We start from the raw sequence: 14735 nt of genomic DNA, 5'->3' as shown, positions 1-14735 counted from the left end.
AAAATTCTGGGTAAAAATCCTCTGAGCGTTTTCCGCAGGGGAGGAAGGATTCCGGAAGCGGCCAGGAAGCTGCTCGACAGCGGCAGGACTATAGGAGTGGTTCATGTAGAGTCACCGGCTATGAGAGGTCTGATGAAGGAAATGAGAATAAGGAACATGGAGGACGTGGCCCGGGCACTTGCACTGGTGCGACCCGGAGCATCTGCCGGAGGCGGGCGGAAAACCTATCTTGATTGTCTCAGTGCCGGAGCAGCCGTGAACTCCGTGCTTCCGGAACTGCGTTCGTTTCTTCTGGAGAACCTCGGAGTCATGCTGTATCAGGAGGATGTATCAAAAGCCGCTGAAGTGCTTCTGGGCCTGGACGAAGCGTCTGCTGATCTATTGAGGCGAAGGCTGAAAAAGAAACAGGTAAAAAAAGAGGAGATTATCTCATTATGCAGGCGCAGGAACACAAACCCCTTGAAAGCTGATGCTGTCTGGGAGGTACTTTCCAGTTACGCAGGTTATGGTTTCTGCAAGGCGCATGCTTTTACATTCGGAGCTGTAGCATGCGCTGCGGCTGTTCTGAAGACGGAACATCCTGCTCTATATATGGCTTCTGTCATGGCGGCAGGTGGCGGATTCTATCGTACCAGGGTTTATCTAGAGGAAGCCAGAAGGCTTGGAATCAGCTTCGAACCGCCGGGCGTGAATACCGGGAGATGGCTTTCCTTTGAGAGAGGTGGAAAAATAATCCCGGGATTTCATCATATGAAGAGTATGGGAAGCAGGGAGTACGAGAAGCTCAGAGAAGGCAGACCGTACCGTTACCCGTCTGACCTGCTGAAGGCGGGTTGCGGATTGGCGCTCTGCAGAAACATGGCGGCAGCAGGTTGCTGCCGCGAATTGGGATTTTCCGGGCCGTTCGCTATGATGCAGCTGGAAGCGGGGTATAGCGGACTCTTTCCCGGTATGCCGGTGGGTACTCCGGACCTTCCCGATTATTCTATCAGAACAAGAGTTTCTATGGAACTCGGTGTGATGGGACTTCCACTTGCTGCGTCACCGCTGGAACTGATAACAAGACCGGGCGGAACAGTACCGCTGGAAGATATACGCTCATCAGGAATGACGAGAGTATGGGGAAGATATATTACCGGACGGAGACTTGCCGCTGACGCTGGTTTCCTTATGCTTGAAGATAACACTGGAGTTGCCGATGTATTTCTCCCTTCTCCACTCTTCCGCCGGGCGGAGGACATTCTTATTCGAACGGAAGCTACAATTATAATAAGGGGAAAAGTGGAACACGGAGGCAGACTCAGGGCATTTACCGTAGATCCGGGACCGTTTTCAATCAAACCTCTGGAGCCTGAGCCTCCGGGGAAGTGAGATTCTAATGAATCAGGAGGGATACTGAGATGGCTGTCTACTCACTCAAGCCTGGGGACCTGAAGTGGAAGTGTCCTTTGAAGGCTCTTGGATTCAAGACCACGGATGATCTGGAACCCACAGGTGATATCGTGGGTCAGGACCGCGCTGTAAAAGCTCTGGAGCTGGGCCTGGAGATATCCTCCATCGGTTATAACATGTTTGTAACAGGTGTGTCCGGCACCGGTCGTGAAAGCACAGTGAAAAGGATTCTGGACCGTATCGATAGAACTACAGAGGATCTGCGTGACATAATTTTCGTACGCAATATGGAGCAGCCCAGAAATCCTGTCGCTCTCACCTTTCCAGCAGGAGATGGCCTCCGCTTTGTTGAAGCTCTGGAAGAGTGTGTCCAGCTTCTTAAAAGCAATATCCCAACCGTTCTCAGCAGTGAAAAAGCTGATTTGGAAACCAGGGTGATCAGGGAATCCTATCAGGCGCGGAAACAGGAGGTAATGGATCTGGTGAAGAAGGAGGCTGAAGATGCCGGCTTCACCATAGTCAATGTGCCTGTGGCTCCGGGTGAATTCAGACCGGATGTGCTTCCGGTTATCGACGAAGAACCTGTAACTTTCGATACACTCGAAAAGATGAAGGATGAGGGAAAACTCTCGGCTGAGGATATCAAGAAATACGTAAAGCTGCACGAGGATATTTTCAAGAAACTCACAGCCGCTTTCAGACAGACGAGAGATATGGAACTCGAGATTCAGATGAGACTGGAAAAGATGTACCAGCGGCTTGTCAAACCGACGATATCAGGAATTATCTCCAATCTGATTGAAATCGGTGATAACAAGGCTGACAGGTGGTGTGAATCCGTTGTAGAGCTTATACTGGAAAATCTGAATGATTTCGCGAACAGTACGACCGATAAGGACCCATATGTACTCTTCACTCCAAATCTCATTCTTGATAATGCAGGGAAAACAAAACGTCCCATAGTAATTGAACAGTTCCCTGATTCCAACAGTCTCTTCGGAAGTATTGACAGAATTGTTGTCGAGGGAAAGCCCTACAGCGATCACACGATGATCAGACCAGGTGCCATTCATAAAGCTGATGGAGGCTATCTGATAATGAACGCGCTTGATCTTGTCAGGCAGCCGGAACTGTGGCAGCAGCTTATACAGACACTCAGGAACGGAACCACTGTAATCAGAAATCAGGATCCACTCGGGCTTTATCCTGTTAACCTTCATCCGGAACCTATAGACACCAAGGTTAAAGTCATACTGATGGGTACTTCAAAGCTGTACAGTCTTCTGGCATCATACGAACCTGAATTCGGCCTTCTTTTCAGAATAAGAGCTGCATTTGATTTTACAATGGAGGTTACTAAAGAGAATATCCGTGATTTTGCCAATGTCATAGCGGGGATAGTCCAGACTGAGAAGCTGGCGCCTATGGATGCAAGCGCGGTTGCAGCCGTAGCAGAGGAAAGCGTTCGCATGGCGGGGCGAAATGATCGGATCTCAATCGAATTCAACAGAGTAACCGATTATCTCCGTCAGGCCTGCTACTTCGCGAAGCAGGAGGGCGCGGATACCGTGAACTCTGAACATGTGAAGAAAACCATTCAAGAAAAGATATACCGTCTTAATCTGGGTCAGACATACGCGACAAGACGGATATTAGACAATGTAATTATGATAGATACCGAAGGCAGGAAAATAGGACAGGTGAATGGCCTTGCAGTTTACCAGGGCGTCGATTACGCGTTCGGGCTCCCCGCCAGGATAACCACAAGGGTTTCTGCCGGAAGAAAGGGACTCATCAACGTTGAACGGGAATCTGACCTTTCAGGAACAACTCATACAAAGGGAGTGCTGATCATATCCGGATACATTCAGGGTAAATTCGCCAGAGAATACCCTCTTTCACTTTCCGCGAGCATCGTTTTCGAACAGAGTTATGGCGGAGTTGACGGGGATAGCGCATCTTCCACCGAACTGTATGTTCTTCTAAGCGCTCTGTCAGATATTCCCATAAGACAGGACCTTGCGGTAACCGGATCTGTCAATCAGTTCGGAGAGATTCAGGCTATAGGCGGAGTAAACGAGAAAATAGAAGGTTTCTTCCGTGTCTGCAGCAAAAAGGGGCTTACCGGAACACAGGGAGTGATGATTCCCGTTGCGAACATTGAGGATCTCCAGCTTCGAGATGACGTTATAGAAGCGGTTAGAAAAGGTGTGTTCCATATTTATCCTATCAAAACCATAGAAGAAGGAATTGAACACCTGACCGGAATGGAAGCCGGGGAATTAATGCCTGACGGCATGTATCCGGCAGATACTATTTACGGCAAGGTTGACCGCAGGCTCAGGCAGATGGCTGAAACTCTGAGGGCTTTCGGTTACAGGGATTGATAGAGCAGTTCGGGTGAATATGACCAGAGTATTTACATCCTCATGGGGACAGCTTGAGAAAGCAGGCTCCAATGTCGGTGATGAAGCGATATTTTCATCGCAGGTAAAAGATCTATCCTCCATAGGAGACATCCAGATCGGCGTTATGTCCGCTGTTCCGGACAAGACGAAGAAGGATTTTAACGCGGTTTCATTTGATGTCAATGAAGGCAGACTCCGTGCTATGTCCATGGGAGTACGCTGGGCTGACATTGTAATAGTCGGAGGGGGTGAGATTGCGCAGGATATTTCCTCATTGCTCTACACTCCTTATAACCTGCATCCTTTCAGACTTGCCAGACGTCTGGGAAAACCTGCCTTTGCATGGTCAATCGGAGTTGGTCAGGGGAAAGAGCTTGCCAGATGGACACCGGGTCAGCTTCGCAAATGGCTTGGATACTGCAGTGGTATTACGGTAAGAGATAAACCTTCACTTGACCTGCTGCTTCATCTCGGTCTGAACCCGGACAGAGTAAAGCTCTCATCTGATTCTACGTTTACCTTTGCCGGCGATTTTGCCCAGCCTCATAATCCGGGTGACATACTCGGTGTTGCCATCAGGAATGTGACTAACAGGCAGGGTAAACTGCTTCCTCTGGAGATCCGAAGGAAACTTGGATTATATCGTGAACCCGATGTATCCGGTCTTCGAAAAAAATGGGCCCGTCTGCTCGATAATCATATCGACTCCCACGGAGGAGAGATCCGCTTCTTTCCCTTTCATACCGGCAGCCTTTCCAATTCGGATGATATTGAGTGCGAAGCAGTGATGGCGATGATGAAGCACAGCGACCGGGCTGCTGTGGTAATGCCCACGGGAATTCACAGCTTCATGATGAAGATAGCCGAATGCAGGGTTTTCCTTACCATTCCGCTTCACGGAGCCATTCTTTCAGTTGTCACGGGAACTGTACCTATCTCTATTCCGTATGCATCAAAGGGATACAGGTTTATGGAGGAGGCGGGAATCCCGAATCTTACTGTTGATCCCTCTTCGGATCAATGGGATGTTGAATTGCTTTCTCTTCTGGACAGAACCTGGATGTCTTCGAAGGATATTGCACAGACACTTGTGGTTAAAAGAAGCGAGCTTGCTGAAAAATGCGCTATCAACCGTGAATTGTTTATAAAAACCTGCCTCTGACAGGATCAGACTCTTGAACTGAAAGGATCATATGCTCCCCGGAATTCATGTGTCTGTTAATGGCGGTCTTGTCAATGCTCTTTCAACACTTCATGAACTCAGACTGGTATCCGGTCAGATCTTCACTTCAAACCAGAAACAATGGAAAGGCCGTCCGGTCACGCAGGAGGAAGAAAAGGAATTCGGGGAAGATGAAACCCTTACCATTATCTCACATGCTTCATACCTTATCAATCTCTCTTCAACAAAAAGCAGAGTTCCCTGGCTGTCCGCCAGGGCTCTTGGAGAAGAACTGACGAGAATGCACAGGCTGGGCATTCACTGGCTGGTAATGCACCCAGGAGCGCATCTCAACGCGGGTGAGGATCAGGCAATAGAGAAGATAGCTGCCTCTGTCAGGACAATCCTCACCGACGGACCTGAAGACACTGCCATTCTTTTCGAGAACACCGCAGGTCAGGGAACAACTCTGGGTTACTCATTCGAGCAACTCGATAAGCTGCTCAAACTCACGGATATGCCTGACAGAACAGGGATCTGTTTTGACACATGTCATGCTTTCGCTGCCGGATACGACCTTTCATCCAATGATGCTGTCTCGATAACCATCCAGGAATTTGATGAAGTTGTCGGCCTTGAGAAGATAAAAGCGTTTCACGTCAACGACTCGAAAAAAGAACTCGGCAGCAGGCTGGACCGTCACGCAAGAATCGGAGAAGGATTTATTGGATTGGAACCTCTCCAATTCCTGGCTTCGATGGAAGTATTCAACAACATTCCGGGGATTACTGAAACTCCAGGTTCTGATTTCGATAGAGCTGAAGACGCCTTCGCGGTCATGAAAAGATAATCCACCGGGTTTATTTCAGGCATACTTTACTCACACCGCTTTCAATCGTATACTGAATCCTATCTAACGGGGGTCTTAAGATGTACATATTATCAGTAGTAGTATGGAGTTGATATGAAACTGGCCATAACAGCCGATGTGCACCTATCGAAGAAGGATGACCATCCGGAACGGTACAGTGCTTTGGAGAATATACTTGCTCAGCTGAAGAAGGATAAGATTGATACTCTCATAATAGCCGGCGATCTTTTTGATTCCGGCTATCAGGATTACTCACATTTCGAAGAACTGTGCAAAGCATACAAGAAGATAAAGATTCATATCATTCCGGGTAATCATGATTCGGGTATCTCCAGCAAGGCAATTGCGGCTGACAGTATCAACATTTACACATCAACCAAAGCGGTTGAATTCGATGGAGTTCATTTCATCTTCATCCCCTACATGGAGAAGACAGGGATGGGTGAGAACCTTGCAGGGCTGGAAAGCAGTATAAGCCGCATCAGATGGGTACTGATAGGGCATGGAGATTTTTATGGAGGCTTGAAGGAACGCAATTCCTATGAAGCTGGCACCTATATGCCTCTATACAGGAAAGACCTTGACCGCCTGAATCCATGGAAAGTCTTTCTCGGTCATATTCATAAGCCCACGAATTACAAGAACCTCTTCTATCCCGGTTCTCCGTGCGGACTGGATATCAACGAAACAGGATCGAGACGATATCTTGTTTTCGAAACATCAAGTGGAATCGTAACCCCTCGCACTATAAATACGGAAGTTATCTACTTCCAGGAGAAATTTGTGATCATTCCAGGTTCTGATGAGATACCGAGACTCCTCGCAGAAGCAGAATCAAGGATAAAGGGCTGGAACCTCGCAAAGAAGAATAAAGGTAAAGCCCGTATCCGCATAAGTGCTGCAGGATACTCATCCGACAGAGACGCGGTACTGAACGCTCTCAGGGGGGCCTTCAACGGCTTCGCCTTCTTCAAGGATGAAGAACCCGATATAAGTGCGCTTAAATACGCCGGTGACAGTCGCAGAAGCGCTATCGCCGAAAGAACCACCAGGATTATAGAAGAACTGGAGTGGAACTTCGGCGGTGATGAACCGGAGCTGGACAGGGTGATTGAAGCCGCTCTTTCGGTTATTTACAGTGAGGGGGCTTCCTGATGGGCATCAGAATAGAGAGAATCAATATCAACCGCGGAGGCCCCCTCAAGAAGGATTTTGACATGAAACCCGCAGACCTGAACCTGATCTACGGGTATAATGAAACGGGAAAAACCTATGTAGTTGAATCCCTGATAAAGTTCCTTTTCAGCACGGGTAAGAATACACCCTGGATACTCAGAAGAACAAAAGATAAAGCATCGACCATCCGGGAATGGGAACCCGCTGGTAAAGTCACTGTCTCCGGACTTGAAAGGGGAGTGACTGAATTCAATAAATCAGGCATAAAACTGGAGGACTACAGGTACTCAGCCGCAAATCTTCCCCAGGATTTCTCCCGGCTTATGGTCATTCGTGCCGGAGAGACAAGACTCTCTGATACAAGAGATGGTGTTGGAAGAGATGTTCTTAAAACCTTTCTTTCAGGGGAAGGAACCCTTGATCAGATTGAGAAGAACATCAGCCAGACCATCAGAGAAGCTCATATCGCTTTTGATATCATAGAAGGCGCTTCCAGAGGGTTGATAAAAAAGAGAAGTGAAATAATAGAAGAAAGAAACCACCTTTCCTCTTTAAGGAGTGAAATAGACGAGAACGCTTCACTTGGAACTATCAGTTCACTTAAGAAAGAGGAGATGAAGCTCAAGAAAGATATAAAAGAGCTGGAGAAGGCAAAGCGCCATCATGCACTGAATTCGGAAACAAGGCTTCAGCAGCTCAAAGTTAAAAGAGACAATCAGCCAACGGAGAAAGATCTGCAGCAGCAGGAAACCGATATTAATATCCTCCGCGAGAAATACACGGGCATATCAAACAGGGAAAACAAGCTGAAAGAATTCAAAAAAAGCGAGGAAGACTATAAGTGGGCAAATACTGCGAATGAAATTTACCGCGGAATCATGGAAAAACAGTCAAAACGGCCAAAGTTCAATATGATCCTCATGATAGTGATACTCGGTTTCCTGGCGGTTGCTGTTGCGGGGAGTTTTCTTCACTGGAACCTTATGATCGGAGGCGCAATCGGAGCATTCATATTCATGGTCATTCGCATATTTCTGGAGCCTTCAACAGTTCCCCTTGCGGAAAAGGAAGAACTGAGAAAACTTGAGCATGAATTCCAGAAGAGATTCAGCAGCGATATGACAGACTATGCAAAGCTCAAGGTTCTAACTGATGACCTTAATAAACAGCATATCCTTGCGGAAGATATTGCTCAGAGCCTTCAGGAGGTCAATCGCGACATCAAGACAAGGAAAGAGCAGATATCAGATCGATTCAGATCAATGACCGGCAGCACCCCTGCGGAAGAGGAGTGGGACAGTGCTATAAAGATAATCAAAGATAAGAAAGCCGATCTTGAGAACAGAATAAGATCACTTGAGAATGTTCTTACAAGACTGGATATTCCTCAGGAAGAATATCTGGAGACCGCTGCAGAAGTGGAGTGGGATAATGAAGCCCTGAGACACAAGCATGATGAACTCACAATGACTGAAGCTAAACTCAATATAGAAGGGCTAAGCCTCGAATCTCTGAAATCCCGCCTGGCAGGCGAAACAGCAGGAAACACCACCGATACATGGGAAGAACTCCTGACAGCGCTTGAATCCAAACAGGGAAAAGTAGCGGAAGACTACAGAAGCATCACGGCGGAGATCCTGGCAAAAATTGAGGTTTGTAAAACAATAGACGAATTCAGAAACAAGGAGAACGCAAGGATTAAATCTTCCCTGGAATCGGAAGCGCTCACAAAACCGCTTCTTGCGCTTACAGACCGTTACAGCGGAGTAATTCTCACAGATGAGGGTAATCTCAACCTCATTTCAAAAACAGGTGACGAATTTCCGCTGGAAACACTGAGCACGGGAGCCAGTGAACAGGTGCACTTAGCTCTTAGAACAGGTTTTGCAGAACTTGCTATGCAGCAGCCGGCGTTTCTCATTCTTGACGACGCTTTCCAGCACTCTGACTGGGGTAGAAGAAAAAACCTAATCAGTCATACTCTCTACATGATTAAACAAGGCTGGCAGATCTTCTATTTCACCATGGATGATCACATCAAAGAATTGTTCATGGATGCGGGGAAAGATCTCAAGAAGAAATTCAAGTCAGTAGAGTTGAAGTAAAAAACAACATCAGTATTTCTGAATATGGAATAACACTGGCATCACTTAAGTATTATTATATCACAGGAATTTCACAGAATCAGGAGAAGACATGAAAAATTTGCTTGGCTTTACCGCTGCTGTTCTTATTTTATCTACAGGTTGCTCCAACAATGTTGCGAGTCCTGGAAATGACATAAGAAGTGCCTTGCCCGAGAAATCGCATACCATAATCGATGCCTGGCCTGAAGCAGGTCAGGTGCTTTTCGCGGAAGGATGTCCTGTACAGCTCGACACCTATACCGCAGTACATAGTGTTTCCGGAAATGGCATATTAACAATAGATGTCAGAAGCCATGATTTTGATCCTGTTGCCGCTTTGATTGATGGAGACGGCAACCTGATAGCTTTTAATGACAACTGGAAACTTTCAGCCAATGCCCGTCTGGTGGTACAGGATATTCCCTCCGGAGCTGAACTCCTCGTTTTTTCTCCGGATGATTCCAGAGGATTGTACGATGTTCTCGTTAAAGAGGGTACAGCAAACGATCTTGAGGTATATCAGGAAGCCTCTGATTTTTCGGATGGCACAGTTACAGGCTGGATCGATGACAACAGATTCGATTCTTACCTTGACAGAATTCTGAGAGAATCCCTTCAGGATGACGTTTACGTCACGAATTATCCTCAGGCAAGGTTATATCCATTCTCGATAGACAGCTCCGGTCTTGCATCTCTTCTGCTGGAATCCGATGATTTTGATCCGTATCTTGTTCTGATGGAAGCCTATGACGGCGCTTACAGTTTCATAGAGGCAAACGATGACTACAGCGGTTCAAACTCAAGAATAGTCAGAGAACTTGAAGCAGGTAATTACATTGCTCTTGTTATGCCCTACTCAACAGGAAACAGCGGCAGGTTTTCGCTGGAACTTGAGATCCTGGGCGAGGAAGTCCTGCAGATACAGGAAGTACAGGCCCTTGAGCCAGGCACGGACTACACCTCAGAAATTGTGGAAAACCGGAACTTCGCCATGGGCTGGTGGCCTGAAATGAGAGACAACTATGAGGTTCCGGGATTTCTTTCTCCTCTGTCTCCAGTTGCCGGATTCGTATTCACTATTGAGAATGCTATGGTTTACGAAGTAAACGCTTCAGGTGATATGGACGTATGCCTTACTCTGCTGAGAAGATACGAAGACAAAAACATTGAATTTGTCTCATCCAACGATGATTACGGCGATCTCGGTTCCAATTCAAGGATAGTCCAACCTCTTCTTCCAGGTGAGTACATAGCTCTTGTATCACAGTATAGCGGCTCAAGCGGCTGCGAAGTAACATTCTCCTACAGTGAAACAGAAGAAACGATCAATACTCTCAGATCGGGAAGAGCAGTTTCAGAATACCTTTCATACGATATAGAAAGCCTCCTTTATCAAATGAACCTTCAGGAAGGATACAGTTATTCCATTTCCGTTGAAAGTGATGAACTGGATCCCATCATCACATTGATACTGGCAGACGGACATCAGCTATCTGATGACGATGGTGGCTCTGGAACCAACTCGCTTCTAAATTTCACTGTCAATTCCGGCCAGGGTGGAGACTGTTTCCTTATTGTTGAGAAATACTCAGGAGGAGAAGGCACATTCACATTAATACTGGAGGAGACAGGCCGCTAAGTTAATGGAGTCAGGACCTGACCCCATGAAGTTAGCGTTTCAGTTCATGGGGTGAATTTCGGTTATAGCCTTGAATTGTTCAAGGAATTCAGTTTCACTGAGTTCTTCAGCTGCTGTCTCAAAGATATTCTCCATCGATATACTGCACCAGCTGCTCCCGAATGATACTGCAATATCCATTATATTCCAGCTGCGCTGAAGATCAAGCGAGGCCGCATACGAAGTGATGATTATCATTTCCGTCCACTGGTCCGATTCACCGGTCCATTCCCCGCCAAGTGCCACGAGCAGTACGAGCGAGGAGTCTGCTCCTTCGAAATTCACCATCGATTCCCTCTCGAGGTATTCCTGAACCGTATTACTTACAAGCAGTGCATCCTCAGGATATTTCGAATCTTCCTGCACTGAGCCTACGGCCTGAAGAACAATCAGTGCTATAACCGCAGGCAAGAACGTTTTCAAATTGATTCTCACCCTTCTTTTTAGGCTGTGCTGACGCTGGCGTGAAATACAGCTTTCTGTCGGCTACTTGGTTGTAAGACCCAGAAAGTCAGCCTAGAAGGCGGACTTGATCATACCCCATGTTGAATCGTCAAGGGACGAGCCACCGGAGAAGACCACTGAGTTGGATCCGGTTACGTTCCAGACAATACTTCCACAGCCAGGGGCAACCTTATTGGTCGAGAAATAACGCAATTCATGTGTCCCGGCTGGAAGAGCGGTAAAATCAAACGATTCGGTGATCGGACCAAGACCGTCCTCCGGCAGTATCTGGAATGATCCACAGGTATTACCATCAATGCGGAAATCGATATTGCAATAACCTCCCGTAATCAGAGTGTTGGTCGTCAACAAAATGGTGATCTCAGCATGGTCCACATTGTCTTCAGATATTGTGTGAGTGCCAAAAACGGTATCACCCGAATTCCACCAATAGGGATAATAGACTAGCTGCCAGGTATCAGAGGAAGTGGGGAAAATAATCGTAACATCACGGTTTGATTCGCCCTCAAAGGTTCCCGGATTTGCAAATAATTCATCATCCGGTATACCGTTATTATCGCAATCTCCCGCCGCGAGAATAATACCGCTTGATCCCACCATGATAAGGATAAGCATAAAACTGGTTGTCTTGAACATGAACATCCCCTTTCTTTTACAGTGTATATATTATTTTGTAGTTATGTATATAGTGAAATAAGTTACCCGTAGTAAATACTGAGAACCGCGATAGTATCCGGTTTGATCCTGACCGGTTCAGAGTTTTGACAGGAGTATGCTTTCACCGGTATTGTTGTTCTGTGAAGAAAACCATGGCAGTACAGGCAGCGGGGGAGAAAAGGGGATCATATCGTTTGAACCGGAAAATTCCATATCGCAGAATATTTGAAGCATCGAACGATGCATTCCTCATATTTGATCTGAAAGGTGTTGTCAGAGAAGCAAATCCAGCTGCGTGTAAAATGTACGGCTATCCCTATGAGGAGATGATAGGGCTATCCGGCAAAGATTTCGTTCATCCGGATTATCAGTATCTCTTCAAGCAATTCGTTAAGGAAACTCCTTCTGGCAAACCCTTTTCCGCTGAATCGGTTGAAATCCGCAAGGATGGGTCCACTTTCAACATAGAAGTCAGAGGAAGCGTATCCGAATACGAAGGCGAACCGTATATTCTGGCAGTCATTCGCGATATCACCGAGCGTAAGCTGGCAGAAGAAGCTCTGCTAGAAAGCGAAGAGAAATTTCGATTACTGGCAGAGAATTCCTTTGATTGTATCTGGATGCTGGATACCATGATGAGGTTTACTTATTTGAGCCCGTCAGTAGAAACAATGCTCGGGTATAAACCGGAACAGCTGGTCGGTACAAAACTGAGTTCGTGTTTCAAGAAAAAAGAGTATCTCAAGGTTGGTGTACTGGCTGCAAAAGCAATAAAAAATTATAAGACTTTTACTCACATTACCTTCGAAACAAGAATGCTTAACAGTAAAGGCGAAGAAGTTGATGTAGAAATTACCGGCAGGACGCTTCTCAGCAGTCATGATAAATTGATAGGACTTCAAGGTACAACCAGAGACATCACCGAGCGCAAGAAAGCAGAAGAAGAAATACGGAAGCTGTCTAAAATCGTTGAAACGACTCCGGAAGCAATTGTGGTTACAGATATGCAGGGAAACATCGAATATGTAAACCAGGGATTTCTGACTCTTGGTGACTTCGATGATGATAACTCACTGATTGGAGAATCTGTCTTTTCGTTCAGCGATGAAAAAGGCGTAAGACAGTTAAAAGAAGAAATTATTCCAACTATTGTATCTGAAGGGAAATGGATAGGGGAGATTTCTGTTAAACGAAAAGACAGCTCCATGTTTCCGGCGGAGATGGTTTGTTCGCTCATTCCTGATGAAGAAGGCAGACCAAAATATCTACTATCTCAATTCCTCGATATTACAAGGAGAAAGAACACAGAAAAACAATTGCGCGAAAGTGAGCAGAAATTCAGAGATATGACAGACCTTCTGCCGCAGATCGTCTATGAGATTGATATTGATGGAAATCTTACTTATGTGAATAAACAGGCATTTGAATCTTTTGGATATTCTCAGGAGGAATATGAAGAAGGAATTAACGTACTGCAGACATTAATCCCGTTCGACAGAAACAAAGCGATAGAGAATATAGAATCTGTTTTGTCAGGAAAGGATGTTGGAACTCCTGAATATACCGCCCTGAGAAAAGACGGAAGCACGTTTCCAATCTTAATATACGCGAGTGCAATTCTCAAGGAAAGCAAACCGGTTGGTTTGAGAGGGATCATTGTTGACATCACCGAGCGTAAGCAGACTGAGAAGGAAAAGGCCCGGATCGAGGATCAATACCATCAGGCACAGAAGATGGAGTCTGTGGGTCGGCTTGCGGGTGGTGTGGCTCACGATTTCAATAATATGCTTGGAGTGATTCTCGGTTATACGGAACTCGCCCTTGGCACTCTTGACCCTGCGCAACCTATTTATTCCACCCTGCAGGAGATTCGTAAGGCCGCTGACCGCTCAGCTGACCTTACCAGACAATTGCTGGCCTTTGCCCGCCGGCAGACAGTTTCGCCCAGTGTACTCGACCTGAACGAGACAGTGGAAGGGATGCTTAAAATGCTTCTCCGGCTTATTGGGGAAGATATTGATCTGTCGTGGCTGCCGGGTTCGGGTTTGTGGCAGGTCAAGGTGGACCCGGCGCAGATCGATCAGATCCTTGCCAACCTGTGCGTTAACAGCCGGGATGCTATAGCAGGTGTTGGCAAAATGATCATTGAAACGAAAAACGCAACTTTCGATGAAGACTATTGTGCGGAGCACACCGGGTTCGTTACAGGCGAATATGTACTGCTGATCGTCAGTGATGACGGTTGCGGCATGGACAAAGAGGTCCTTGAGAACCTATTCGAACCGTTTTTCACAACCAAGGAAGTGGGTCAGGGCACCGGACTTGGGCTGGCCACTGTCTACGGTATAGTCAAGCAGAACAACGGATTCATCAATGTTTACAGCGAAGCGGGTGATGGAACGACCTTCAGAATTTACCTTCCCCGTTATGCTGGAACAGCCGCGCAGTTGCAGAAGAAAGATCTGACGGATCAGGTCAGTCGCGGTTATGAAACCATCCTTCTGGTGGAGGATGAGCCTTCTATCCTGAAAATGACCACAATGATGCTTGAAAGCCGGGGTTACACCGTGCTGGACGCAATCACACCGGGCGCGGCTATCAACCTTGCGGGGGAATACAACGGCGAGATTCATCTGTTATTAACCGACGTTATCATGCCAGAGATGAACGGCAGGGAGCTGGCAGATAATCTAGTATCTCTCTACCCTGATATAAAACGCCTGTTTATGTCCGGTTATACGGCCAATGTCATCGCCCATCGGCGCGTGCTGGATGAGGGGGTTAATTTTCTGCAGAAGCC

10 protein-coding genes are annotated in these 14735 nt (G+C 46.8%); 8 read left to right on the top strand and 2 right to left on the bottom strand.

Features of this window, described 5'->3' with window-relative positions:
- From K8R76_04680 to K8R76_04650, 7 genes are all read left to right on the top strand, one after another.
- On the top strand, window positions 1–1371 hold a 1371-nt coding region (locus tag K8R76_04680), incomplete at its 5' end, for a hypothetical protein (protein MCD4847468.1).
- A gap of 29 nt (window positions 1372–1400) precedes the next feature.
- Window positions 1401–3779, top strand: a complete 2379-nt coding sequence (locus K8R76_04675) for an AAA family ATPase (GenBank protein MCD4847467.1) — start codon at window positions 1401–1403, stop codon at window positions 3777–3779.
- Window positions 3780–3798: 19 nt separating this feature from the next.
- Entirely contained in the window at window positions 3799–4962 is a 1164-nt protein-coding gene (locus K8R76_04670; protein MCD4847466.1) for a polysaccharide pyruvyl transferase family protein, read from the top strand.
- A gap of 31 nt (window positions 4963–4993) precedes the next feature.
- Window positions 4994–5812: a deoxyribonuclease IV gene (locus tag K8R76_04665; protein ID MCD4847465.1), complete on the top strand. Its 819-nt coding sequence runs from the start codon at window positions 4994–4996 to the stop codon at window positions 5810–5812.
- A 114-nt stretch (window positions 5813–5926) separates the two neighbouring features.
- A complete protein-coding gene (locus K8R76_04660) occupies window positions 5927–6988 on the top strand; it encodes a metallophosphoesterase (GenBank protein MCD4847464.1) in 1062 nt (353 codons plus the stop codon).
- Window positions 6988–9114: an AAA family ATPase gene (locus K8R76_04655; protein ID MCD4847463.1), complete on the top strand. Its 2127-nt coding sequence runs from the start codon at window positions 6988–6990 to the stop codon at window positions 9112–9114. Before K8R76_04660 ends, K8R76_04655 begins: the two co-directional genes overlap by 1 nt.
- 91 nt (window positions 9115–9205) lie before the next feature.
- Complete coding sequence (locus K8R76_04650) at window positions 9206–10774, top strand: hypothetical protein (GenBank protein MCD4847462.1); 1569 nt, start codon at window positions 9206–9208, stop codon at window positions 10772–10774.
- Window positions 10775–10813: 39 nt separating this feature from the next.
- Here the strand turns inward: K8R76_04650 and K8R76_04645 are convergent, their stop codons facing one another.
- The gene (locus K8R76_04645) at window positions 10814–11236 is read right to left on the bottom strand and encodes a hypothetical protein (protein MCD4847461.1); all 423 of its coding nucleotides are present in this window, start codon (window positions 11234–11236) and stop codon (window positions 10814–10816) included.
- A 93-nt stretch (window positions 11237–11329) separates the two neighbouring features.
- Window positions 11330–11914: a hypothetical protein gene (locus K8R76_04640; GenBank protein ID MCD4847460.1), complete on the bottom strand. Its 585-nt coding sequence runs from the start codon at window positions 11912–11914 to the stop codon at window positions 11330–11332.
- A gap of 173 nt (window positions 11915–12087) precedes the next feature.
- Between K8R76_04640 and K8R76_04635 the strand changes: the two genes are divergently transcribed.
- On the top strand, window positions 12088–14735 hold a 2648-nt coding region (locus tag K8R76_04635; protein MCD4847459.1), incomplete at its 3' end, for a PAS domain S-box protein.

Origin of the sequence: Candidatus Aegiribacteria sp. (genome assembly GCA_021108435.1) — a bacterium.
Lineage (GTDB): Bacteria > Fermentibacterota > Fermentibacteria > Fermentibacterales > JCC-6 > Aegiribacteria.
The sequence above is the reverse complement of the archived record's forward strand: the minus strand, read 5'-3'. Positions and strand labels throughout refer to the sequence as shown.